The 24,622-nt window shown below is 46.3% G+C and carries 21 protein-coding genes; 6 read left to right on the forward strand and 15 right to left on the reverse strand.

Annotated elements, in window-relative coordinates:
* The first annotated feature begins 102 nt into the window (after nucleotides 1–102).
* Both J2T19_RS22380 and J2T19_RS22385 read left to right on the forward strand, forming a co-directional pair.
* On the forward strand, nucleotides 103–1,149 hold the full coding sequence (locus tag J2T19_RS22380; RefSeq protein WP_307219732.1) for an LCP family protein: 1,047 nt from the start codon (nucleotides 103–105) through the stop codon (nucleotides 1,147–1,149).
* Nucleotides 1,150–1,254: 105 nt separating this feature from the next.
* Nucleotides 1,255–2,580: a glutamate-1-semialdehyde 2,1-aminomutase gene (locus J2T19_RS22385; protein WP_307219734.1), complete on the forward strand. Its 1,326-nt coding sequence runs from the start codon at nucleotides 1,255–1,257 to the stop codon at nucleotides 2,578–2,580.
* Nucleotides 2,581–2,717: 137 nt separating this feature from the next.
* Here the strand turns inward: J2T19_RS22385 and J2T19_RS22390 are convergent, their stop codons facing one another.
* Nucleotides 2,718–4,097, reverse strand: coding sequence for an aminotransferase-like domain-containing protein (locus tag J2T19_RS22390; protein ID WP_307219736.1), 1,380 nt, complete (start codon nucleotides 4,095–4,097; stop codon nucleotides 2,718–2,720).
* A 121-nt stretch (nucleotides 4,098–4,218) separates the two neighbouring features.
* Here J2T19_RS22390 and J2T19_RS22395 point away from each other — a divergent pair, with 121 nt between their 5' ends.
* From J2T19_RS22395 to J2T19_RS22410, 4 genes are all read left to right on the forward strand, one after another.
* The gene (locus J2T19_RS22395) at nucleotides 4,219–5,160 is read left to right on the forward strand and encodes a DMT family transporter (protein ID WP_307219738.1); all 942 of its coding nucleotides are present in this window, start codon (nucleotides 4,219–4,221) and stop codon (nucleotides 5,158–5,160) included.
* Nucleotides 5,161–5,361: 201 nt separating this feature from the next.
* Complete coding sequence (locus tag J2T19_RS22400) at nucleotides 5,362–6,468, forward strand: GerAB/ArcD/ProY family transporter (RefSeq protein ID WP_307219740.1); 1,107 nt, start codon at nucleotides 5,362–5,364, stop codon at nucleotides 6,466–6,468.
* Nucleotides 6,449–7,918 carry a spore germination protein gene (locus J2T19_RS22405; RefSeq protein ID WP_307219742.1) on the forward strand — a complete coding sequence of 490 codons (1,470 nt, stop codon included), beginning with the start codon at nucleotides 6,449–6,451 and terminating at the stop codon, nucleotides 7,916–7,918. The genes J2T19_RS22400 and J2T19_RS22405 overlap by 20 nt, the downstream gene beginning before the upstream one ends.
* Nucleotides 7,915–9,108 (forward strand): Ger(x)C family spore germination protein, encoded by a 1,194-nt coding sequence (locus tag J2T19_RS22410; protein ID WP_307219745.1) that lies wholly within the window; start codon nucleotides 7,915–7,917, stop codon nucleotides 9,106–9,108. Before J2T19_RS22405 ends, J2T19_RS22410 begins: the two co-directional genes overlap by 4 nt.
* A gap of 102 nt (nucleotides 9,109–9,210) precedes the next feature.
* Here J2T19_RS22410 and J2T19_RS22415 read toward each other — a convergent pair whose 3' ends face one another.
* The 14 genes from J2T19_RS22415 to J2T19_RS22480 form a co-directional block, all read right to left on the reverse strand.
* On the reverse strand, nucleotides 9,211–9,630 hold the full coding sequence (locus tag J2T19_RS22415) for a sensory rhodopsin transducer (RefSeq protein ID WP_307219747.1): 420 nt from the start codon (nucleotides 9,628–9,630) through the stop codon (nucleotides 9,211–9,213).
* Between the two features lie 72 nt (nucleotides 9,631–9,702).
* Nucleotides 9,703–10,932, reverse strand: a complete 1,230-nt coding sequence (locus J2T19_RS28225) for a rhamnogalacturonan acetylesterase (protein ID WP_307219749.1) — start codon at nucleotides 10,930–10,932, stop codon at nucleotides 9,703–9,705.
* Between the two features lie 44 nt (nucleotides 10,933–10,976).
* Nucleotides 10,977–11,816: a carbohydrate ABC transporter permease gene (locus J2T19_RS22425; RefSeq protein ID WP_307219751.1), complete on the reverse strand. Its 840-nt coding sequence runs from the start codon at nucleotides 11,814–11,816 to the stop codon at nucleotides 10,977–10,979.
* 2 nt (nucleotides 11,817–11,818) lie between these two features.
* On the reverse strand, nucleotides 11,819–12,721 hold the full coding sequence (locus tag J2T19_RS22430; protein WP_145052359.1) for a carbohydrate ABC transporter permease: 903 nt from the start codon (nucleotides 12,719–12,721) through the stop codon (nucleotides 11,819–11,821).
* Between the two features lie 140 nt (nucleotides 12,722–12,861).
* On the reverse strand, nucleotides 12,862–14,145 hold the full coding sequence (locus J2T19_RS22435) for an ABC transporter substrate-binding protein (protein WP_307219753.1): 1,284 nt from the start codon (nucleotides 14,143–14,145) through the stop codon (nucleotides 12,862–12,864).
* A gap of 221 nt (nucleotides 14,146–14,366) precedes the next feature.
* Nucleotides 14,367–15,920 carry a response regulator transcription factor gene (locus J2T19_RS22440; RefSeq protein WP_307219756.1) on the reverse strand — a complete coding sequence of 518 codons (1,554 nt, stop codon included), beginning with the start codon at nucleotides 15,918–15,920 and terminating at the stop codon, nucleotides 14,367–14,369.
* Entirely contained in the window at nucleotides 15,895–17,682 is a 1,788-nt protein-coding gene (locus J2T19_RS22445) for a sensor histidine kinase (RefSeq protein ID WP_307219758.1), read from the reverse strand. Before J2T19_RS22445 ends, J2T19_RS22440 begins: the two co-directional genes overlap by 26 nt.
* 233 nt (nucleotides 17,683–17,915) lie before the next feature.
* Nucleotides 17,916–19,244 (reverse strand): stalk domain-containing protein, encoded by a 1,329-nt coding sequence (locus tag J2T19_RS22450; protein ID WP_307219760.1) that lies wholly within the window; start codon nucleotides 19,242–19,244, stop codon nucleotides 17,916–17,918.
* Between the two features lie 233 nt (nucleotides 19,245–19,477).
* Nucleotides 19,478–19,771 carry a hypothetical protein gene (locus J2T19_RS22455; RefSeq protein ID WP_307219762.1) on the reverse strand — a complete coding sequence of 98 codons (294 nt, stop codon included), beginning with the start codon at nucleotides 19,769–19,771 and terminating at the stop codon, nucleotides 19,478–19,480.
* A 70-nt stretch (nucleotides 19,772–19,841) separates the two neighbouring features.
* Complete coding sequence (locus tag J2T19_RS22460) at nucleotides 19,842–20,705, reverse strand: inositol monophosphatase family protein (RefSeq protein WP_285859233.1); 864 nt, start codon at nucleotides 20,703–20,705, stop codon at nucleotides 19,842–19,844.
* 107 nt (nucleotides 20,706–20,812) lie between these two features.
* Nucleotides 20,813–21,814 (reverse strand): UV DNA damage repair endonuclease UvsE, encoded by a 1,002-nt coding sequence (gene uvsE, locus J2T19_RS22465; RefSeq protein WP_307219766.1) that lies wholly within the window; start codon nucleotides 21,812–21,814, stop codon nucleotides 20,813–20,815.
* A gap of 127 nt (nucleotides 21,815–21,941) precedes the next feature.
* Nucleotides 21,942–22,265, reverse strand: a complete 324-nt coding sequence (locus J2T19_RS22470) for a hypothetical protein (RefSeq protein ID WP_239293852.1) — start codon at nucleotides 22,263–22,265, stop codon at nucleotides 21,942–21,944.
* 57 nt (nucleotides 22,266–22,322) lie between these two features.
* Complete coding sequence (locus tag J2T19_RS22475; protein ID WP_307219770.1) at nucleotides 22,323–23,423, reverse strand: D-alanine--D-alanine ligase; 1,101 nt, start codon at nucleotides 23,421–23,423, stop codon at nucleotides 22,323–22,325.
* Nucleotides 23,424–23,568: 145 nt separating this feature from the next.
* Entirely contained in the window at nucleotides 23,569–24,588 is a 1,020-nt protein-coding gene (locus J2T19_RS22480; RefSeq protein WP_307219772.1) for an amidase domain-containing protein, read from the reverse strand.
* Between the last annotated feature and the right edge of the window lie 34 nt (nucleotides 24,589–24,622).

The raw sequence follows: 24,622 nt of genomic DNA on the forward strand, positions 1-24,622 counted from the left end.
CGTCCTCTCTCGCATCTGTGAATGGGATCGTGCGCGGAAAACTTCGGCTAGATGATCATCGGACTAATTTTTAATTCATTTTGAATACAAAGGAGAGCTAGCATGACCAGAAAGACGAAGAGAACCATATGGATATCTCTTGCCGCCTTCGTATTGATTGTTGGTGGAGCTGCGGCATTTTATTTCGGTTCTATTCTCAATCAGTTGAATGGTTTGCAAAAGGAAGGCGACGAATCTCCGTTTGCCGGTATCGAAAATGTTGAAAAAGTGAACGCCCCTGACCCTCCGAAGTGGGAAGGAACCGACACAGTTAATATTTTGGTTATGGGTGTCGATGCTCGTGGATTAGCCAAAGGCGAAGTTCCCCGTTCAGACAGCATGATGGTGGTATCACTCGATCCACTTACCAAAAAAATCAATCTGTTCTCCATTCTGCGAGACACTTATATGAATATAGACGGTCACGGTAAAGAGCGTATTAACACCGCGATTACACATGGTCCTAACACTGCAATGAAAGCCGCCAGTGACTTACTCGGCATCCCTGTTCAGTATTATGTGTATACGGATTTCCAAGGATTCATTAAATTAGTGGATGCCGTTGGCGGTGTGGATTTTGACGTAGAGAAGGACATGCATTATACAAGTAAAGCAGACAATAACGAATATGACATTGATCTCAAAAAAGGTTATCAGCACCTAGATGGAAATACGGCTCTGATGTATGTGCGCTTCCGTCATGATGCGATGTCAGACTTCGCTCGCTCAGAACGCCAACGCGAGTTCCTCAAGGCGGTTGCTGCGAAGATGCAGTCGACAACCACCATTGCGAAATTACCTTCCATTTTGGAAGAGGTTAGCCCTTATGTCGATACGAATCTCACCCTTTCCGATATGTGGAAGCTAGGTGGACTCGGATATCAGAGCAGCATGAACGGCAGTGAACAGATTCCACCAATGAACATGCTCAAGGAAGAGCGCACAGCCGGTGGAGCACAAGTGTTAACTGTTACGAACGAAGAGAAACTCAAACAGCACATTCAGGATATCATTCATCCACCTGCTGAGCCTGAAGACAGCAGCACGGTAACAGAAGATAAAACGGCTAGCGGGGACGAACCCAAATCCTCCGAACAGCCAGCACAGTAACAACTTCGAAGTAGAAACACGTAGAGGGCAGCTATTACGCTGCCCTCTCGCTGTGTTGTGCTATGAATAGGTAACATACAACCCATTATCGAAAGGAGTTTTCCCATGAATTCATTCCCATCTCGCTCACGTTCCGAAGTTTTATATGAAGAAGCACTTCAACATATCGTTGGTGGCGTTAATAGCCCGTCTCGTTCTTTCAAAGCCGTTGGCGGTGGTGCACCCGTATTCATGAAAAAGGCACAAGGTGCTCATTTCTGGGATGTTGATGACAACAAATATATTGATTACCTCGCAGCTTACGGCCCTATTATTACAGGACATGCCCATCCTCATATCACAGAGGCCATTACAAAAGCAGCTGCCAATGGAATTCTGTACGGAACACCAACCGAGCTTGAAATTCATCTGGCCAAAATGTTAAAAGAAGCGATTCCTTCCATGGATAAAGTTCGTTTTGTGAACTCTGGTACCGAAGCTGTCATGACAACGATTCGTGTAGCACGTGCATATACCAAACGCAACAAAATTGTAAAATTCGCTGGCTGTTATCACGGACACTCCGATCTCGTATTAGTAGCAGCCGGCTCTGGTCCATCCACGCTTGGTATTCCGGATAGCGCAGGTATTCCAACGAGTATTGCCCATGAGGTTATTACGGTTCCCTTTAACGATCTGGATGCCCTGAGAGACGCTCTGGAGCGTTGGGGTGACGATGTTGCCGCGGTAATGGTTGAACCGATCGTAGGAAACTTTGGTATGGTCATGCCAGAACCTGGCTTCCTCGAAGGGCTCTGCGCGATGACACGAGACAACGGATCACTCGTCATCTATGATGAGGTTATTACAGCCTTCCGTTTCCACTACGGCTCTACTCAGACCTATGCTGGCCTGGAGAATCACGCTGAGATTGAACCGGATCTGACCGCATTAGGTAAAATTATTGGTGGCGGTCTACCAATTGGTGCTTATGGCGGACGTAAACACGTCATGGAACAAGTTGCTCCGCTCGGCCCTGCTTATCAAGCAGGAACGATGGCGGGTAATCCAGCTTCGATCTCTGCGGGCATCGCCTGCCTTGAAGTGTTACAAGGTGAAAGTGTATACGAAGAGATGGAACGCCTTGCAATCGATCTGACCACAGGGCTGCAGGCCTCTGCAGATCGCCATGGCATCGATGTAACGATCAACCGAATCCGTGGCGCCTTCTCCACCCATTTCTGTAATCACCCAGTTACAAACTATGATCAAGCTCAGGATACAGATGGAGAACAGTTCGCCTCCTTCTTCCGGCATATGTTGAACCGGGGCATTAATCTGGCTCCATCCAAGTATGAAGCATGGTTCCTGACGACTGCACATACGGATGAGGATGTACAAGCAACCTTAGAAGCAGCCGAAGCTTCCTTTAAAGCGATGGCTCAGGAATAATGTACGACGCTAAGTCGTGTCTGAAAACTCGCCGTAGTGCGTCCTTCGAAATTCTCAGACATGCCTTAGAGGCGTCGATAAACGGTGATGGTGACCGTTTATCGACGCCTCTTTTTTACGTTTCTACCTGATCCATTCTAATGCTGCACAATATGTAACCTCGTAATCTGCTCTGCGATAATTCGCATTCCCTCTTCGATTCGCTGTTTCGGCACGTTCGATATGTTCAATCGTAGCATTTTATCCCCATGCATCCCCTCCGGGTAATATCGCTCCGTAGTCCCAGCCATAACACCATGCTGCTCCAACCGAGTCAGTAATGCATGAAGTGGGATGTTGGACGGAAGAGGCAATACCGTGTGCTCCCCTCCTGTACGCGGCGCTTCCTTGAAAGGTTTAAATTCCGGGTACGTATCTAATTGTTCATGAACCTTATGCATACGCGCGGCATATCGGTTGCGAATCACTTTACCGTGATGGGCAAACATGCCACTGCTAATATAGACTTCTAGTGCGGCCTGAGACAATACGGAGGTGTCAATATCGAGCATTTTTTTGTACATATTGAAGGGAGAGGTCAGCTTAGGAGGCAAGATCGCAATCCCTATGCGCAGACCCGGAAACAGGATTTTGGAATAGCTTTTCAGATAAATGACCCGTCCCTCTGTATCATGAGAAAATAAAGGATCCTGCTTCGAATTATCCTCCAGATCGGCCAAATAATCGTCCTCAACGATGTACACATCGTATCTGATTGCGAGCCGAATTAACCTTTTCTTCTCCGACGTTGTCAGTGAAGTTCCAAGCGGATTGTGAAATCGTGGCATGACATAAAAGAATTTGATGTCTCCCTCTCGAAATTGACGTTCTAATTCATCCCAGTCGAGTCCACCTAGAGAGCGCTCAACTCCTGCAATCGGCACGTTTAATCCGCTTAGAAGTGATGGCATATTGTGATATGTTGGTAATTCCAGCAACACTCGCTGCTTTCCGTTTGAAAAAGGCATTAATGCAAGTACTGCAAGTGCCTGCTGCACCCCGGATGTAATGAAGAACTGATCTGTATGGGCAAATACTTGATAATCTGCAAACTGTCTCTGCACCAACTGAATGAGCGAAGGGAGCCCCCTTTCCGTTCCATATAGGAATAAATCGGCCTGTTTCTTCTCCATCGCTAGATCCATACAATGGCGAAAATCAGAGTATGGGAATACCCGTGGATCAGGCGCAGCTGAAGCAAAATCCAGTGAGCCATTCCATCCGGATTCATCTACATCTGTTCCATTCTGTACTGCATAATACCCAGACTGAGGAATCGCGTATACCAAGTGTCGTTCCTCCAGCCATTCATACGCTCTAATCACGGTACTGATGCTACATTGGTGCTGCTCTGCTAAAACACGTACTGCTGGAAGTCTGATCCCCTTGTCCATCCATTGCCCTGTCTTCTGCTCGCGAGCTTGCTCCTGAATCCAACGTTGTATGGACTCTGCGATCACTTCATATTTCTTCTTCACTCCAAGTTCGCCCCCACAATTGTACCAGTACAATCTGCATTTTTGTTCATTGTAACACGTTCTTCCCAGCAGTATATTGAGAGGGTCAACATGATCTTATGAACTAAGCGGAGGAATCGATATGACACAATCCCCTACTCGTACTCAAGGGTTTGCCTATGTGGCAGCCGTTGCCTATGCGGCTATTATTGGCTTATCCTTTTTATTTGCAAAAATGACAGTCAGCATCGCCCACCCGATTGATGTGTTAGCACACCGATTCGCACTGTCTCTGTTAGTGGTCAGTATCCCTGTTATTCTGGGATGGATTCGAATTAAACTCACGTGGCGAGATCTATTGCGTATTATCCCACTTGGGCTTTTGTCTCCTGTATTATTTTTTGCATTTCAGACCTTTGGGCTTGTCTCATCAAATTCATCAGAAGCTGGTATTATCCAAGCCATGGCTCCTGTATTCACGCTTATTCTGGCTTCCGTCTTTCTGAAAGAAAGAACAACAACGATGCAAAAGCTGTTTCTGATGTTATCGGTAGCTGGTGTTATCTACATCTTTTGGATGAAAGGCACTGCAATGTCTCTCGGCAATTTTAAGGGCATTGCCCTGCTTCTGCTCTCCACTATTTGTTTTGCAGGTTATGGTGTTCTAGCACGACCTCTGACGCAAAAATATAAACCGATGGAATTGACGTGGGTAACTTTATGGGTTGGAGCCATTGTCTTCAACGTCACAGCTGTCATTCGCCATACTTCAATGGGGACATTATCGGATTATGTCAAACCACTTGGGGATGGTTCTTATCTGGGCTCAATCGCCTACCTAGCTATACTTTCAACCATGATTTCTACCTTGCTTGCTAGTTATGCACTGACCCATTTGGAGGCTTCGCAGATGAGTGTATTCAGCAATCTGTCGACGTTAATTTCAATTGTAGGCGGGGCTTGGATTCTACATGAACCGGTTAGTGACTATCATTTTATCGGAGCAATGCTCATTATTGCGGGTGTTCTTGGCACCAACATGAGTGGTAGAAGAGGCAAGTTAGAACCTAATGTCAGAGCCTGATTTAGCGTTAGCTCATTGATGAATTAGCAAATACATTGACCTCAGTACGCACTCACCTGTATGAACGACAGAATTCAAGTAAACACTGCTGAGATAATCCTATAAGTGCTTGTTCAAAGAGAGCGATCTTCGGTGCCAAGAAGATGGGATAAAGATCGCCACTTTTTGAACAACCTCTATTAGGCAGGAGGTTCTCTCAGCATGAAACCAACCCAGCCTTCATTCTTGCAGGCATTAATGCTTATGATGTTAACGGTGGGGCTTGTCAGTCACGTAATGATCATCCCCGCTCTTCTCACGGCTGCTAAACGAGATGCGTGGATATCCGTTCTGCTGTCTGCAGGTCCCTTTCTATTATTCACCCTTATGCTAGCGTATGTCTCCCGACATCTTGAGCACCAAACCTTCAATAACTGGTTATCGAATCATCTCGGTAAACCGATTGGTCTGCTGTTTCGTATAGGGAACAGCTTCTTCTTTCTGTCCCTGATCTATTTCACTTTGCATGATACGACTACTTGGACCAAAACAAACTATCTTCAGGATACGCCATTAATCGCGACGACCATTGCCTTAATGGCTGTGAGTGGCTACACCGCTTATAAAGGTATACGCACGATGGCGTTCACAGCTGGATTGCTGCTGCCACTGGTTGTTATCCTTGGCTTCTATGTAGCTATCGTTAATATGCAATACAAGGATTACAGTCGCTTGATGCCCATGCTTGAGCATGGATGGTCTCCTGTCATTGATGGAACCTTATACTCGCTGGCTGGGATGTTTGAGTTATTGTTTCTCTGGTATATTCAGCCCCACCTTCGTTCTCGTATTCGACTGTGGCAATATCTATTACTCGCCTGCATCATTGTAGGATTAACGCTCGGCCCACTGATCGGAGCCATTGTGGAATTCGATCCCTATGAGGCGGCTAAGATGCGTTACCCTGCTTTTGAGGAGTGGCGCATTGCTTCCTTGGGCAAATATATTGCCCAAACGGATTTCTTTTCAATCTACCAGTGGCTCGCAGGCTCTTTTACACGGATATCCCTCGGTATGTATATTGTGGTGGAGATATGGAATATTAAAAACGCCTATACAAGAAAAGCTGCCATTAGCGCACTCACTGTCGTTTTTATCATGACAATGTTACATCCCTTGGATGATATCACGTTCGAATTTTTGCTCGTACATGTTATTTTCCCGGTTAACGTGCTATATCTAGGTAGCCTTGCTGTAGTCGCTACTTTCACTGCGTGGTTCAGTTCGCGCGCTCAGAGGAGGAAACAACTTGGAGCACACACCGATTAAGTCCGAGTCCCCAGAGTCTCTGTTTGCTTCATTACAGCAGCTATTTCACTCTTGTGCTGACGTTGTTATTCAAGCTTATCCTTCGAAGCAGCAGGCTGGATTATCAATCATTTTGGTGTATTGCGAGGGCTTGACTGATACCAAACAGATTAATCAGTATGTTATTCCTCGACTAGAGCAAGCTGGACTCGATGAAGACAGACCATTACCTTCACAACTAGGGTTCTCCATGAGCTCCATTCCGGATATACAGGATGTTCCCAATATTAATCGCCTTGTATTTAGCGGTCAACTTGTCGTTTTTTTCGGCCAAGAACAAGAAGCCTATAGCATGGACATCGCCTCCATTCCAGGTCGTACACCCGAGGAATCCGCTATTGAAACATCAGTCAAAGGGCCCCGCGATGGATTTACCGAAGAGCTTAGTACCAACATTGCCCTTATTCGAAAACGCCTCAAAAGTGACTCCATGTGTTACGAGAAATTTGTTAAAGGTAACCGGACACAAACCTCTATGGGATTGTTGTACATAGGCGATATTATTAACCCGGATATCCTAAGCGAAGCCCGCAACAATCTCAATCAGATTGAACTCGATGGTGTTCTCGGAACCTCGCTTGTCGAAAGGGCTGTTATGGGCGGAATCAAAAGCATTTTTCCTTTAACAGATAGTACCGAACGTCCTGATTATGTCGTTGATTCCATACTTAACGGTCGCTTTGCTGTTCTCATCGAAGGTTCTCCAGTAGCAACAATTGCACCTACTACCTTATTCAATCAGCTAAAGTCCCCCGAAGACGAGAGTACCCCGTTCTTTATCGTAACCTTTGAGCGGATTCTTCGTATTGCGGGGCTATTAATCGCCTGCTTTTTTCCTGCCTTCTATATCGGACTTACCAGCTTCAATCTAGAGCAGATTCCACTACCTCTTCTCGCAACCATTGCGGGTACCCGAATGGGATTACCAATGCCGGTTACACTCGAAGCTTTCTTAATGATCTTTATGTTTGAATTATTTAATGAAGCTGGACGTAGACTTCCCAGGGCACTAGGACAGACCGTTAGTGTCGTCGGGGGACTTATCATCGGAGATGCAGCCATTCGCGCGGGAATTACCTCCCCCACCATCATTGTTACTGTGGCAATTTCTGTCATTTCTAGTTATATCCTTGTGAATTCCGTGCTAGGGGGAGCCACTTCACAGATTCGAATTTTCATGTTGGTTCTCTCTTCTGTGCTCGGGCTATTTGGGTTCATGATTGGTTTCTTCGCCATAATCGTACACTTGGTGTCACTAGAATGTTACGGCGTATCGTACCTGTCTCCTGTATCTCCTTATATTCCTGGTGACTTTACTCAATCTGTATCGATGCTGCCTACACTGAAACGCAAACAACGCCCTAAGGTTCTGCATACTCAAGATTCCACCCGAAAGAAGGGGAAATCATGAAGTACACTGTGCAGTTCATGACATGCCTTACCCGAAAAATAGGGCTCTGGCTGATCGCCATTATTATGTCTATTCCCCTATCTGGATGCTGGGATTCGAAGGAAGTTCAGAGCATTAATTTCATCACTGCGCTGGGTATTGATTATATTAAGGATCACTATGTAGCCTATGCGCAACTCATTGATTTTTCGAATATTGCGAAGCAAGATGGACCTACCTCTCGTGAAGGAAGTCAAATATGGATTGGTCAAGGAGAAGGAGCAACATTGAATATGGCTGTTAATGATCTGTACCGCAGTTCTCAACAGCAGACGTTGTGGACCCATGTGAAGGCTATCGTATTAACCCAAAATGCACTCAATGGGCATCTAGAGGATATCTTCAATACACTTATGCATTCTGGGCAACTTCGTTATACGCCTTGGATTTACGCTACGACGGACGATATGAAGGATTTGCTCTCTTCCTCTGCTCTACTGAACCAATCTGAACAGACGATTGAATTATTCGAACCCATCAAGCTATATAAACAATATTCAGCATTTGAGCCTATTCGGATGCATCAGCTTCTAGATGGGCTCCGAGAACCCGTGGCCACCGTTCTGGTTCCCTCTGTTACGAATACCAATCACACATGGACAAACCAGGATCGGAAGCCACCGCTCGTGCAAATGAATGGATTTTACGTTATCACAGGTGGGCAGAATCAAGGAAGAGTAGACGCCAATCATGCGGCAGGAGCAAGATATGTAAACTACAACAAGGTCTACCAATATCCGCTTTACGTCTATTCGGACAAGCAAAAAACACCCAGTCTATCCCTCATGCTCCGTGATCCACGAACTGTGATACGAGCGAAGAAGAGTGGAACTGGGGTTCAATTTGACCTAAAAACAATGGTTAAGGCTTATATCACCGAAGACCATAGTACCCATCAATCCAAACGCATGCTAGAACAAGAAGCAGCACAACAAATTCAAAATGAGATAAAGCATACCTTTCAACATACACAAGCGAGGAAAATAGATGCCTATGGCCTGACGGAGTACCTATATCGTCATGACCATCCCTTGTGGGCTACACACGCCAACAAACGAGCTGATCCACTCGCCCATTTCAAGTTGGGTCAGGTGGACGTTCGTGTCGACATTATGAATGCAAACACCTATAAATATAATGCTTCAAAATAAAAAGCGAGCCATTCCCTGTATTAGTAGAGGGTGATTGGTTCGCCTTTTGGTATACTATCATTTTAATGTTTTAACATTTTTCGGTGTTCCACCATTATTCATCTAAGCTATCGGAAAAGCAACAACACTCATCAATGCTAATTCAGGCTGCGTCGTATCCAAACGACTGTACTGCACTATGATCGGCACATTGCTGGACACCGTTATAGCGTAAGGCACTCCGAGTGGAATCGTCTCACCATTTGCTTGCAATGAGGCTGTTCGGATGTGTTTTGTTCTCCGTCCAGGTACCGTTGCCGCGATCTGCTCCAATGGCTCCCGATCCTCGAAGAAAATGGTGATCTCAAGTTCAGCATCTTCTGTGCCAGTGTTTAATACACAAATGCTCTCATGACTTTCCAATGCACCGCTACTATCTGGAGGAATGTATCCATCGGGGATCACCCAATATGTATGGCCTTTTGCTCCCCCTGCGCTATTTCCTGCATTATCGCTCGTATCATTCGTCTGATTCGTTCCCACTATGCCAACCTCCTCGTCTTCAACTAAGTGCTTGCCTCTGATAAACCGTTGCTTGACTACTAGACGTCTCACCTACCGCAAGAACATCTGTAATGGTTGCAATCTTAACTCACGGATGGCTTCTGCCACTTGTTGAGCAAGACGATGAGCACCGCGTTCTTGAAAATGCGTGTTATCTTCCACGCCAGCAGGGAAGTTCATAAATTCACCAGGCAGCACCCACATAAAATCCTCTTTGGTACCTTCGATACCTGTCTGCTCAAATAAAAGACGACTCCGCTCCGCGAGATCAATCAGCGGCACTTCCTCCTCTTGCGCTAATTCACGTACGGCTACGATATAATCGCCATGCGTATCTGTCAGCGTACCGTCATCTGCAAAATAACGACGATGAACAGGAGTAACCAGCACTGGACGAGCCCCTGCCTCACGGGCGACATCAATATATTTTTTCAAATGCTCTTTATAGGTTGTGAAAGGCTTCGTTCCACGACTCGGATCTGGCTTCTCATCGTTATGTCCGAATTGAATAAAGAGAAAATCCTCTGCTTTGATCTTCCTCTGAATGGCATCTAAGCGTCCTTCATTAATGAAACTGCGAGAACTGCGCCCTGACTGCGCATGATTATCTACAGCCACATCGTGTTTGAATTGAGCAGGCAACAACTGCCCCCAACCACAGTAGGGGTAACCACTCTCCGGTTGATCCGTAACCGTGGAATCCCCTGCGAGAAACACGGTCATGGTCTGGTTCGCAAGGGTAACTTCCAATGCATTAATTCGTGGTGCTGGGCCTGAGAAGGATAAGCGAAGCTTTCCCCCTCGAACAACGACGGAGAATCGAACCTCTGCACATTGTCCTGGCAACGTATGGATGGTTGGCACCATGAGTCTGCCTTCCCCAGCTTTGACACGAGTACGTGTCTCGGCCAACTCATCTCCTGCAATCATCATTACTTGATACGTGCCATCAGGCACATCCATGACAAAGGCAGCTTTCGTTGGAATACAGAAGCTTGAACGTAATTGGGAGGCCAGGTTAACCGGCTCCCCATTACCTTGAGTGCGATTAGCTCCTCGTGATGACTCATTCTCATGAATTCGTTGTTTCTCGTACACGATGGAGCCTCGTTCAAATCCGAATCCCTGAGAAGTTTCATAGATTGTATTTGAGGATACCGTTTTGTATCCTTCTATTTCTTCTCCAGGGCCAAACTTAAACTTCCATGCAGTAACTGTACTCTCGTTGTTCTCTACCGTTGCTTCCGAGGCAACGGCATGACGATCCTGAGCATTATTCAATGGAAATAGCCTCCTTGTTCAGCGTTCTGTTCCAACGCGTGCAATTAGCCTTTCAAACCGCTAGTGCTCATCCCTTGTACAATTTGTTTCTGGAAGATGAAGAACACAGCTACAACTGGTACGAGACTGACGATGGACATCGCGAACATCGCTCCCCAGTTAGAGGCAGATTCGCTATCCAGGAACATTTTCAGAGCCATCGAAACGGTGTATTTATCCGGTGAATTCAGGTACAATACTGGACCCAGCAAGTCCTCCCATCTCCAATAGAAGGAGAAGATTGCGGCAGTAGCCAGTGATGATTTGATGAGTGGCATAATAATCTGAATGTACAGCCTAAATTTGTTACATCCATCAATCGTAGCTGCCTCATCCAATTCCTTAGGAATCGTCCGAATGAACTGCACCATCAGGAAGATGAAGAACGGCATCCCGAAGAATGTAGGAACAACGATCGGCAGGATCGTATTCAACCAACCAAGCTTCGTGAAAATGATATATTGAGGAACGAGTACAACGTCATGTGGCAGCATGAGAGTCAACATCATAATGGAGAACCAGAAGGCACGTCCTTTGAAGTTCAGTCTGGCAAAACCAAAAGCAATCAATGATGACGATATTACTGCACCAATGGTTGAGATGATAACAATGACAAGCGAGTTCGTAATGTAATCCATGAACGGTCTACCGCCAGCACCTTTCCAGCCATCAACATAGTTACTCCATATCCATTCTGTTGGAAAGAGCGTATCTGCCGTAACGAAGATGGTGCGGCTTTCCTTGAAGGAACTGAATAACATCCAGAGTACTGGATAGAGCATCAGGAGGGCTAGTGCTGCAACGAACAGGTGATAAATGGGCCATTTTACATTTTTCCAAACCATCGTTACTTCCCTCCTTCGGATTCATAGAACACCCAGAATTTAGATGTCAGGAATACAGCTACTGTAAGCAAACCAATCATCAGCAACATAATCCAGGCCATTGCCGACGCGTAACCCATGTTATTAAACATGAATGCCTGACGGAACAGGTACAGAGAGTACAGCATTGTACCGTCCATTGGTCCGCCCTCTCCTTTGGAGATGATGTAGGCAGGTACAAATGTCATGAATGCACCAATCGTTTGCATGATCAGGTTGAACAGAACAATTGGACTGAGGAGTGGCAAGGTGATGCTGAAAAATTTACGAATCGGATTCGCTCCATCCACGCCTGCCGCCTCGTACATCTCAGGGGAGATATTTTTGAGACCAGCCAGGAAGATCAACATGGAGGAACCAAACTGCCATACGGACAGCGAGATTAACATGACTAGGGATGCATCAGGATCACCGAACCAGCTTATTGGCCCTACCCCGATTGCAACGAGTGCACTGTTAACGACACCTTCATTACTGAATAGGTTACGCCACATAATGGATACAGCGACACTACCACCAATAATAGATGGCAGGTAGTACAAGGTACGGTACGTTCCAACCATGCGAGAGCCGGTATTCAGGATCATCGCTACGAAGAGGGCAAAGATCAACCTTAACGGTACCCCAATGAATACATACAGGAATGTTACCTTAACCGAGTTCCAGTATTTCGGGTCTTCGAAGAACATTTTGTAGTAGTTGTCGAGCCCGATCCAGCGCGGAGAAGTGAACAAGTTATAACTCGTGAATGACATATATAGAGAAACAAACATGGGGATCAGCGTAAAACCCAGAAAGCCGATAATGAACGGGCTGATAAACGCATATCCGGTCAGGTTTCTACGTAACGACGAATACTGTCTCAATGGAACGAACCTCCTTTATAGATCTGCTTGCGCTACGACTGGATTCTCAAAATGATTGGACGGGGAAAGGCCCTCGCAGAAGCGAGTAGCCCTGTTCCCGTCCATCCCAGTCATGAGATGAGCAAGCAATCATTCAACTGTTATTTATTGTTGGCCAGAACAGATTCAGCATTTTTGCGGAATGTCTCTGCCGCTTGCTCTGGTGTAATTCTGCCAAAGTTCAATTCTTCTGCAACATCTGCCAAGGATGAGATTACTTCAGGTGAACCTACTGGTGGTGGCGGGCTCATTGGAGAAGCTTTAGGCTCCATGGATGCTACGAATTCAAATACTTGCTTCGTTGCATCGCTCAGTTCAGGTGCAATCGCTTCTTTGATTGCTCCAGAGATTGGTACACCGCGCTCACCTTTAATCAATTTGTTAGCTTCAACATCATTCACCCAGAAATCGATGAATTTAGCTGCTTCTTCTTTTACTTTGGAGTTAGACGTTACACCCCAGTACATACTTGGTTGCATGTAAAGTCCTTTTTCCATGTCAGGACCTGGCATCGGTGCAATTGCAAGTGGACGATTAGCTACTTGTTGTAATGCCACGAACTGGTTCGACCATTGCCATACACCAATTCCTTTTTCTTTCACCAGATCGGATTCTTCAATGATACCTTTGGTTTGGTTAACCATATCTGGAGTAGGAGCTGCACCTTGCTCAATCATGCGACGCATAAGTCCGAAGAATTCAACGAACAGTTTATCATCGTCATAGCCAAGCCCAGTTCCCTCTGCATTGTACAGGGACAGTCCTTTGGTACGCAGGAAGTAGTGGAAGAAGATATCCGGAGCTACCCCACCATCCAAAAACAGACCTTTGTCTGCCGCTTGTTTACCCAGCTCTTCATAAGTTTCCCAAGTCATATCATCTGGAATTGAATCTATTCCTGCTTTTTGAAGCAATGCCGGATCGTATTGGAAGCCTAGAACGTTAACACCCGCTGGCACACCGTACTGTTTACCGTTAATTAAGCCAGTGCTAATAACATTCTCAGAGACATCGTCTACTTTGATCTGATTGCCCAGATAAGGAGCGAGATCTTCTAATTGACCGTTCTGAGCGTATTGACTGATATAGGAAATGTCCATCTGCACAATGTCAGGCAATTGACTTGCCGCTGCTTGTGGAGCGAGTTTTTTCCAGTAATCATCAAATGAAGCATATTCCACGTCGATTTTGACATTCGGGTTTTTCTCTTTGTACAGGTCGATGACCTTCTGTGTATATTCATGTCGTGCATCTGAACCCCACCATGCGATCCGTAGATTAACCGAACCATCTGAGGATGAACCTTCTGTTCCTCCACCTGAACTACATGCCGCTGTAAAAACGAGCAATGCAGCCATCATCAGGAATATTGCCTTTTTCACCATGCCAATCTCCCCTTTTATGTTGATATGGTTGTGTGAATGGGTTACCTTTTCTTCCCTGATAACGCTTTCACAAACTTGATAATGTCATTTTCGCAAATGTACGCGCATAGTTGAATACACAAATCCGTCTTGTTGGTTCAAAAAACAGAGGAGGACGACATTGCCTCTCATGGCACTGTTCGTCCTCCCCATATCATCACCACAGGATCGGTGTCCAATTGTTATGTGCCGGATCTACGGAATTCAGTAGGTGTCATTCCCGTCCACTTTTTGAACACCTGACTGAAATATTGTGAATTGCCGCCGAAGCCGAATAATTCGGCAAGCTCAAATACTTTTACATCTCCGCCTCGGCGAATATGGTCACACGCCCGTTCGATCCGTAGACGATTCACATAATTGGAGAAATTCTCACCGGTCACCTTCTTGAAAATTTTCCCCAGATAATCCGGATTCATATATAACATCTGATGTGCTACACCGTTTAGCGAGAGATCCGCTTCACCGTAATGACGATCCACGATATCCATCATTTTCTCCACCGCTGAGGATTGTCGACTAATATGATTCTTGTAATAACCCGAGGTCAATCGGGCTGCACTGCTGGATACAAAGGATTTCAGACCAGATAACGTATCAATATGAGAGAGCTCTGCCATTCGCTGAGTGAACTCCGTCGCCTCTTCGGGTGGACAGACTTGAATCATTGCCGAATACAATTGCACCACATAGGAGCGAGTCACCTCAATCTCTAGCTGATGCTCGGATAACAGATCAAACAGACGATCCACTTCAGACGCCGTCTCTTCAGCATTTCCCGACTTGATTAGTTGACATAATTGATCCGCATCCTGCTCCACATGTATACCTTCACGTTCCCCAGCTAAGACAAGATCGTTCTTCGTAATGAGCTTCCCTTCTCCAATGAAAAAGCGATGATTCAGACATTGCAATGCCTCACGGAATAGACGCCGGGACTGAATCATTCGATCCGCTTCGCTCAGTGCAGCCGTCACCTGTAACTTATACAATCGTGTAAATGTAGTCCGGACTTCTTCAATACTTTCCTGTAAGCTAACTGCATCTGCGGAATCCTTTAGCAAAATTAACAGCTTTCCTTCTATTGTCGTACTTAACATGACATGTGGGAGAAGATCATTCGCGATATTCTTGATCGCAAATAAATGACTGTAATCATGTTCATCTGCAATTCGGAACAACAATAAGCGCACTTCAGTATCCTCAAGCTCTAGCTCGAACAGCTCTTGATAATATTCTAGATCACCTGGTCCGTAGGTACGATTCGTCATGAATTCCAGCAGAAACTGTTCTTTCACATGTGGAAGAACCCTTTGCAGTCGTTGCTTCATCTCTCCCGCAACATGCTCCTTAACCTGGGCAACCTGTTGTTCCTGTAAGATCTCGGACAAGGCATCATGGATCTGATTCTCATTACAAGGTTTAAGTAGATAATGCTTCACCCCATATTGCATGGCTCTACGGGCATATTCAAACTCCTTATAACCAGACAACATAATAAACCGTAGATCAGGATAGGCCTCGGACGCCTTCTCAATAAGTCCAAGACCATCTAAACCAGGCATTGAAATATCTGTGATGATAATGTCAGGACGAGATTGCCCGATTTTGTCCAATGCTTCAATTCCATTTCTCGCCGTATCCACCAGCTCCGTACCTGCCGCAGCCCAATCGACAACTTGAGAAATCCCCTCTAGAATGACACGCTCATCATCTACGAGCATTACTTTGTACATCGTCATCGTCCTCTCTAATCCAAGGTATGCTGATGGATACTACAGTTCCTGATCCAGGGCTGCTGCTCATGACCATTGTGCCTTCATCACCGAAGGTCAATCTGATCCGTTCTTGAATGTTAGATAACCCAATGCCCTGCCCTCTTGTCTGAATCTGTCCCTCGTGCAATTGTTCTAAGAATTCAGCCGTCATTCCCGGACCATCATCCTCCACTTCAATAACCACCTTATCAGCCTCTGCCCTCGCTCGGATACGAATGCGACAAGGATCTATGCTTGGCTCCAGTGCATAATGAATGGCATTCTCCACCAGAGGCTGTAACGTCAGCTTCGGTATCCGAGCTGTTCCTACTTCAGGAGCAATCTCCATGTCAAAATCAAGCCTTTCCTCAAAGCGTGTGCGCTGGATGGTCACATAGCTGCGAACGATGTCCAATTCCCTTTCGAGTGTAATCCACTTCTCAGACATATTCACAGAACTTCGTAACAAAAACCCAAGTGCCTCCACCATTTCAGAGATTTGGCGTTGTTTCTGAATTTTGGCGAGCCAATTGATTGATTCGAGTGTGTTGTATAAGAAATGAGGATTGATCTGCGCCTGAAGCGCTTTCAACTCTGTCTCACGGATAACCAGCTGCTTGGCATAATTCTCATCAATTAATTCTCGGATGCGCTGTAGCATCATTTTGAAGGTTCGATGTAACAATCCCACCTCATTTTGCGGAGAAGACGGAATATCACCGAGTGCAGCTTCCTCCAGCTTGTCGAGATCACCCTTTTCGATATTGCGCATTTTTTTGATTAAATGAGCAATAGGCTGCGTGATGCTACGCGAAAACCGGAATCCGAATACAAGTGCCGCCAGGAATATGACAATGAAAATGACCGTAACCAGCTGTTTAACAAATTGAATCTGCTTAAACATCTGATCAAAGGGCGTCATATACAGGTATACCCAATCCGTATAGGAGGAGTGCGCACGGGCAACAAAATTCCTCCCCTGTTCAAACGTTGCAATACCGTATGGCTGAATGCGTTTCAGTTCTGACTCAATTTCCGATTCACTGACTGAAGGTTCAGTTGGATAGATGACTTCTTTGCCATCCGTAATGAGTAGCTGAGAATCCTCTGCCGGATGCTGCATCTGATCCTGTACAATACGATCCAATCGAACACGAATCACTAACGTCCCTAGCTTATCGAGTGTAAACGCACCTCCGATGAAGGATTTCACCTGTCTTACCGATAACAATCTCGCTTGACGATCCCCCCCGGTATACCAAGCGTTTGCACCGGAATGCTGCTCACCGAGCGCAACCAGCTCATTTTGCATTGCTTCGGAGACACCTTCCCGGTTTCCCGCAGCCATAATATTATTATCATTATCAATAAATATCATAGAGTACACGTATTTCTCCGAACCAGCATAAGCGACAAGTCGATTGGTGATCTTCTTGCGTACACTGTTCTTTTCGTATCCCGTTTCTGCCTTCTCCAACTGCAACAGGTATTGCTGAAGTGGTTCGTCCGACATGACTTTGAAGGATAGATTCGTGATCTCCCGAAGCTGATTCTCGATGCCTACAGAGGACATATTAAGAACCTGTGATGATTTCTCGTAAATCTGGCGGTCATAGATGTTGAAGACATATCGCAGGACAGAGACATAAAAGGTGAAGCTGACCAACATCAAAAGCCCGATGAGAAGAATGGTTTTGTGTTGTATCGGCAACGTCATGAAAGCGTTCTTAATTTTCCTCATCCAACGCGCTCCTTTGACTGGCGAAGGGTACGATGCTTCTTATGGAGTATAGTTATACTGTAAGTTATTTTCATATTTACACATCCATGGTCAGATGACAAGTCATATTTATTCAACTTTTTGGCGTCATGGAACAATCTATTCATGATGTCTCTAGATAAAAAGATAAATAGACAGGTGGGTTCCCTCTGAAATGAAGGAACCCACCTGTCTATTCGGGTATGAACTATGTGTTACGGATTCACAAATACCGTTTTTAGCTTCGCTACATATTGCACGTCAAATCCAAGACCTTCTGCTACCATAGCAAGAGGTACATATGTTTTGGACTCTTTGCCTACCTTGTTTAGGAAGGCAGGCGTGTCCACTTTAACCGATGCTCCGTTAACTAAAACCGCGTCCGCACCGATCTTCACAGCAACCTTGCGATCACCATAAGTAATTGTAGCTGTAGACGTTTTGTTATCCCATACCGTTGTTGCACCAACCGCGTTCACGATATCCTGAATAGCTACAAGGTTCTTACCGCTGCGGATGATCGGTTTGTATGGTGTATCCAACGTTTTGCCGCTGACAATAATGTTCATTGGCTCGCCTGCTGCAGGAGCTGTCAGTTTGTTATAATTGCCCCAAATGGTTTTGGCGAATACTTCGGCAATCGATGCATATCCCAATTGATTCGGATGGAAGTCACGATCTCTGATCATATGTGTCATCGTACCTTCGCCACCAATAAACTCTTTCGCTACGTGAGCTACTTGTACATCGACCCCTTGGGAAGTGAATTGAGCTGCAATTCCATCAATCGTTGTTGTGAAGCCTTTGGATGCCTCCATGAGTTTCGCATAAAGCTCCTTGCCTGCTACCTCTGGCATTGGTTGATATTGATCCGCAATCACAATTCGAGCCGTTGGGTTAATCTCATGAATATCAGTAATTGTTGCACTAATATTCGCTGTATATGTTGTAAGTAATTCTTTTACCTTCTCTTGAAGCTCCTGATCACTCAGCTTGTTTGCTGTACCGAGCAATTCCGAAACGTCATTTCCGCCAATCGTAATGGCTACTAGATTCGCTTGAGCAATACTCTCCCGAATGGCAGCGGTATTCGCTCCGATCTGTCCAGCTCTTGGGTCTGGCAGACTTGGTTGAATCGCTTCAGACGTGAGCGTTTTGCCATCTTTAATTGCCGTCGTGAACGTCTTCAGACCACTGCTCTTCAAGCCAGCAATGCCGAAGTTATCCACTTGTGTACGACCATGAAGCAAGCCTTGCTCCTGCAAACGTTCTACATAACCATAGGGTAGCTCTTGCTGTTTGAGATTAGGCTCGTATCCTACAGTGATGGAATCTCCCAAGGTTACGATACGAATCTCCTTCGTTACCGCGACTGCGTCTTTCTTCGCTGGCAGGGCTGCTTCGCTTGTGCTTGCTGGCAATGTGCTTGTGCCTGCCTCTGCTGCATGCGCAGGCAGTGCAGATGACGCTAAGAGCAGCATTCCGGCTAACATACTCGCTGTTAATCCTGCTGCTGTATTTCCCCATGTACGTTTACGCTTCATTCTCGTTAACACTCCTTTTCGCGAATCTATCATTTTACACGATTATATAGTACATCCGTCATTCTAATGACATAAGTGCGTGTCATTCTATTCTATCATTATCAAGTAGAGGTTGTCCCCACTACCGGTGGTGATGCACATGAAATAACAGGCTTCCCTGACGGGATAACCTGTTATTTCGTTCATTCTTATTCGTTGGCTATGTCTAATTATAGTCACACATTGGCCATTGGTTAAGTTTGCGACGGATCTGCATCTTTAGAATGATTGGGACCCACTGTGTCAGTATCCGGTTTGTTACCAGCAGCACGCTCCAGATAACGGTCATAACGATCATCTACTTCACGTGCCAATTGCCGGAATTTCAACGTTTCTTCGACAATGGGATCGCGCTCCGTCTGGATCCGCACTTCATATTTGGGAGGAATCAATTGGCGTTCACGCTGTTCGGCGTCGCCGGAGTCCTCCATGTTCCCTTCCATCAGCATATCTCTGAGCCGTTGTTCCAGTTCTTTGGATTCATCCATTGGTATTCGCTCCTTTGATTAAATTCACATGATTACGATGACAAGTTATTCAATCTTGGATAAGTTACGCTCACTCCATGCCCGTAGCTTTGGCTTCCTTCAGTACACCTGTCAGGGCGTCATGAATTTTGCCATTACTCGCGACGATGTGGCTAACCGACAGATCGTACGGTGTTCCAACCGTATCTGTGATTGTGCCACCAGACTCCGCAACGAGCAATGCACCTGCTGCAATATCCCATGGCTTCAGTCCAATTTCGGTATAAGCGCTGAGTCGTCCCGCAGCAACATAAGCCAGATGTAATGCAGCCGAACCGCCAGCACGTAAGTTACGCACCTGTGGTGCAAGTGCCTGTACAGCCGCCATATTAATCGGCAGTGTATAGTTAGGATCAGCAGGGAAGCCAACCGCAACAAGGCTATGTGCCAGCTCTTGCTCTCCTGATACGCCCATACGATTACCATGAACGTAAGCGCCTTTTCCTTTTTCAGCTACAAATAATTCATCTCGTGAAGGATCATAGATAACACCTACAATGACTTCACCACGATGCGCTAATGCGATAGATACCGAAAAGAACGGAAATCCATGCACGAAGTTGGTCGTGCCATCCACAGGGTCAACAATCCAGAGATACTCTTCATCTTGGATCTCTTGGAGTGCTCTAGCCGAAGCTTCAGGTCCCGGCTCCACGCCCTCTTCTCCCAGAATAGCATGCTCAGGAAAATGGGTAAGAATGAGGCGGCGGATCATCTGTTCCGCTCCTTTATCCACTTCGGTTACCAGATCTTGCGGAGAATACTTAATTCCAAGTTCACTTACCGTTCCAAGTCGACTCTTGATCCACTCTCCAGCTTTGGAAGCTGCATTGATGGCGACGGCAGTATAGCTTTTGCTTGTCACGACATAAGGTGTCTTTTCCTTCTCATTCAAAGCGTTCACTCTACTTTCTATATCAATCTACGAAAAATTAAAATACTTGATAAAAGTATACGTTCCTTAGGAGGTAAAGTTTCTGGTTGCCTAAGCCTCTTTTGGCATTAGGGATGAATAATGACCGTCGACTCGTCCACCCATTCCACACCCTCTTCGTGATAGAATGCTAGCTTCTGCATCAACTGAACCAAGGCTTCGTCTTTACGTTTGGCCTCAATCATGACATCCAGCGCAGGGGTACCTGCAGCAATGTGCCTTAAAAAGTCCAGCAATGGCTCAACCTCTACCCCGTCCGCATGACCACGCGGGTCTTTCTCACTCTTCGGGCTGGATACGTGGATCTTAGGTGGGAGTGGGCGATCCGCTGGTGAATCTGCCTGGGCAAGTGGTGACGTCCACGTTTTCAAAATGTTAGGCCACAGCTCCCAAGGCTTCTCCCCTTCGTTGTTGACCCACTGATGATGAATATCCAGTACCATCGGTAATCCCAAATGTTCACACACCGCAAGCGTTTCGGGCACATTGAACGTTTTGTCATCATTTTCGAGCGTAATCCGCTCTTGAATATCCTTGTCCAGCTTCATAAAGTTCTCTTCAAAACGAAGTGCTGCAGAAGGCTTGTCCCCATATGCACCACCAATATGTATATTGTTCTTGGCGGTTGCATTCAGACCCATTGCATCGAGCATCCGCACATGATGACGCAGATCCTTAATCGAGTTACGTAGCACTTCCTCACGAGGGGTACTAAGCACCGTAAAATGATCGGGGTGAAACGATACACGCATCTGATTCTCCTTCACAAATTCACCTATTGCTGCAAAATCAGATTTCAGTGCCGGAAATGGATCCCAATCACTTAGATCCTCATGCGTTGCGAGTGGAATTAATTTGGAGGAGAAACGATAGACATGAATATGACTCCCGCGATTATGTCTGAGTAATCGTAACGTATTGTGTAGATTCTCAGCCGCGATCCGTTCCAGCTTACGAATGGCTGCTTGCCTGTCGTCGATCTTTTTGAAGCTGGCCATGGTCATTGTGCGCGATGGTGAAGCATTCTCCACAAGCACAGACATAGCCACGTAACCAAAACGCACGAGCATGAAGGTTCTTCCTCTCTATGGGTGGCAATTCTACCCGACGTAAGTACGCCGAGCTTTGCCAACTTGTATATAACCAAGTTTTACCCTAAACGAAAGACCATAATCGCTCAGGCACCAAATCGGTTGATTAACTCTGGGCTTGCTCTCCAAAGAACATCTCGTCCGCAAGCGCAGTCTGGATGCGTGACTCTTCTTCCGTTAATTTACGGATGAGTTGCATCTCTACTTCGGTCACCTCTTGATTTTGGAAGTTAATCTCCGCAATGGAAGCGACAATCTTCACGATGGCAACCGCCACATTGTCCGGTGTATACGCAATGACTTTCTGGCCGGTAGGGAACACACGGAATCCTTGTTTAACCATTTTGCCACGGCCATATTCAAGCAGCTCGAATAGTTCTTGTTCGCTTTTGAATTTGCATACGGAATTGAATTCAGTCTGAAATCCCATGCCTATCCCTCCTTAAATTAGCGTGTAAATAATAAGTTCATTTTATAGAACCCAAAGTTATGCTTGCACGCCGTTTTCGTAGTTCAGAGCTTGTTTGCGGTTATAACGCTCCAAAGCAAGCTCAATCATGCGATCCAGCAGCTCTGCATACGCTACACCTGTCTCACGCCATAACAAAGGATACATGCTATACGGTGTGAAACCTGGCATTGTGTTCACTTCATTAATAAGCAAGGCGCCATCTGATTTGCGAATGAAAAAGTCCACGCGGGAGATACCATTGCCTTCGATTGCACGAAATGCCTGCAACGCCGCTTCACGAACACGATCTGCTGCTTCTGGATCGAGTGGTGCAGGGATCAACATCTGCGATTGTCCGTCAATGTACTTCGCCGCATAATCATAATATTCACCAGAGGATACGATTTCTCCTGGCACCGAAGCCATCGGCTCATCGTTTCCTAGCACGCTCACCTCGACTTCACGTGCTTCAACGAACTCCTCAATAACCACCTTCGTATCATAACGAAGTGCAAATTCTACAGCTGTTTTCAATTCATCCCGGTTGCGCGCTTTGGAGATTCCCACACTGGAGCCCAAGTTTGCCGGCTTGATAAAGCACGGATAACCTAGCTGATCTTCCACCTGAACGATCATTTCATGCTCAGATTGTTTCCATTGTGCCCAGTTGAAATAAGTGAAGGCACATTGGTCAATACCCGCTTGTGCGAACAACTTCTTCATTACCACTTTGTCCATACCACCTGCTGAAGCGAGTACACCCGCACCAACGTAAGGCATATCTGCCATCTCGAACATACCTTGGATCGTTCCGTCTTCACCAAATGTGCCATGCAGCAGTGGGAACATCACGTCCAACGCTTCTTCTCCACCGTACAGGCGACCGAATAGCGCGTTCAGCGCTTCCTGTGTTCCGCCCGCAGCTTGTTCCAGCTTCAGATCCTCGATCTGCGCGAATGGCGCATGCATCACAGAACCTTTTTTCCATGTACCTTGCTTGGAGATATAAAAAGGAACTAGTTCATACTTTTCATAATCAAATGCATTTGTTACAGCAAACGCCGTCTGAAGCGATACCTCGTGCTCACCAGATTTCCCGCCATAAACGACGCCTACTTTTAATTTATCCATACTCATGCGTAACCTCCGATTATCTGTGCATCATGCCTTCATCATGAACGTAATCACGACAGGCACCATTGTTATTCTGTACTGATCTTATTTTACACGGAATGGGCTTGGCTCGTCACCGAAAACAAGTTCTTTCCCTGTGAGAACAGACTCAAAATTCGTCTGCAATGTGAAAAAGCCGATACACCGTACGCTCTGTCCAAGCGTAAGAGTCCTGGTAATCCCAGTAACGGTGACGACTGCTGACTGTATGTGCGTTAACAAGCGGCATGCCACCCGCATCAAAGGCGGTTACCACCGTGCTATGCTGAAAGCGACCATCCCCATCCCAATCGTAGAGAATGACATCCCCCAGCATCAGTTGCTCAGGACGCTCCACTACCGTTGCGGTCAAGCCCCAAATGCTACTGGACAGATAACGCTCCAAACTGTTCGATACCGCCCAGCTATAGCTCCACATTTCCGTGCCATTTACATACCCTTTATACCACCAGCCCGCTTCTCTTCTACCAGTATAGTGGATGGGTGCCTCCCCTGCAAAGAGGCACTGGGACACGTAATTGGTGCAATCCACCTCGAATTCTTCAAATGCCGGATTGCCTGTATTCCACCAACGATCCGCATACGCAACCGCTAAATCTCGGCGGTACAATTGTTGACGAGAGCTGCGCCCCTGCCTAAGCACATCATGATTGAGCAAAGGTCGATTCATCGCCTGTACAAAATCAGCCTGCTGAAACGGGCGACTCGCTCCAGGAGGACGGCGCTCGGGCACCTCCCGTTCTACCCGTGTAATCGTCCAAGTTCCGTTCTGCCGTAGAAAGGTCAACCGTTCCCGCTCAATTCGATCTTCGCGATGAGTCATGCCGCTTTTCTCATAAAATAACCTGCTGTAAAGCTGCACATCCACCACAGACTCTTCCGGACTCTCGGTAACCGTACGTATGATTTTGGCGCTGGTCTCACTCCGTAACGGCACAGCCCGCCGCTTACGATACCACTCGTCTAATCTCGCCATACGCTCGCCCCGCTCCAGAACAAACGCAGGATCAGTTACAATACGTTCGCTTGTCTGTAGGCGGTAGTCAATCTCGCAGCGATTATATTGGTTAACGTACGTATACAAGGCACTCTTCCATTCCCGTTCCAAGCTGTTGTCCCCCTTCGGCATAAGCTGTGTTTGGACGATCTCCCACCGATATGCA

This window comes from Paenibacillus tundrae (genome assembly GCF_030812775.1).
Lineage (GTDB): Bacteria > Bacillota > Bacilli > Paenibacillales > Paenibacillaceae > Paenibacillus > Paenibacillus tundrae_A.

Coding starts and splice junctions, on each gene's coding strand:
- J2T19_RS22380 (WP_307219732.1), top strand. CDS start 103: ATGACCAGAAAGACGAAGAGAACCATATGGATATCTCTTGCCGCCTTC.
- J2T19_RS22385 (WP_307219734.1), top strand. CDS start 1,255: ATGAATTCATTCCCATCTCGCTCACGTTCCGAAGTTTTATATGAAGAA.
- J2T19_RS22395 (WP_307219738.1), top strand. CDS start 4,219: ATGACACAATCCCCTACTCGTACTCAAGGGTTTGCCTATGTGGCAGCC.
- J2T19_RS22400 (WP_307219740.1), top strand. CDS start 5,362: ATGAAACCAACCCAGCCTTCATTCTTGCAGGCATTAATGCTTATGATG.
- J2T19_RS22410 (WP_307219745.1), top strand. CDS start 7,915: ATGAAGTACACTGTGCAGTTCATGACATGCCTTACCCGAAAAATAGGG.
- J2T19_RS22425 (WP_307219751.1), bottom strand. CDS start 11,816: ATGGTTTGGAAAAATGTAAAATGGCCCATTTATCACCTGTTCGTTGCA.
- J2T19_RS22435 (WP_307219753.1), bottom strand. CDS start 14,145: ATGGTGAAAAAGGCAATATTCCTGATGATGGCTGCATTGCTCGTTTTT.
- J2T19_RS22440 (WP_307219756.1), bottom strand. CDS start 15,920: ATGTACAAAGTAATGCTCGTAGATGATGAGCGTGTCATTCTAGAGGGG.
- J2T19_RS22445 (WP_307219758.1), bottom strand. CDS start 17,682: ATGAGGAAAATTAAGAACGCTTTCATGACGTTGCCGATACAACACAAA.
- J2T19_RS22450 (WP_307219760.1), bottom strand. CDS start 19,244: ATGAAGCGTAAACGTACATGGGGAAATACAGCAGCAGGATTAACAGCG.
- J2T19_RS22455 (WP_307219762.1), bottom strand. CDS start 19,771: ATGGATGAATCCAAAGAACTGGAACAACGGCTCAGAGATATGCTGATG.
- uvsE (WP_307219766.1), bottom strand. CDS start 21,814: ATGCTCGTGCGTTTTGGTTACGTGGCTATGTCTGTGCTTGTGGAGAAT.
- J2T19_RS22470 (WP_239293852.1), bottom strand. CDS start 22,265: ATGGGATTTCAGACTGAATTCAATTCCGTATGCAAATTCAAAAGCGAA.
- J2T19_RS22475 (WP_307219770.1), bottom strand. CDS start 23,423: ATGAGTATGGATAAATTAAAAGTAGGCGTCGTTTATGGCGGGAAATCT.
- J2T19_RS22480 (WP_307219772.1), bottom strand. CDS start 24,588: ATGCCGAAGGGGGACAACAGCTTGGAACGGGAATGGAAGAGTGCCTTG.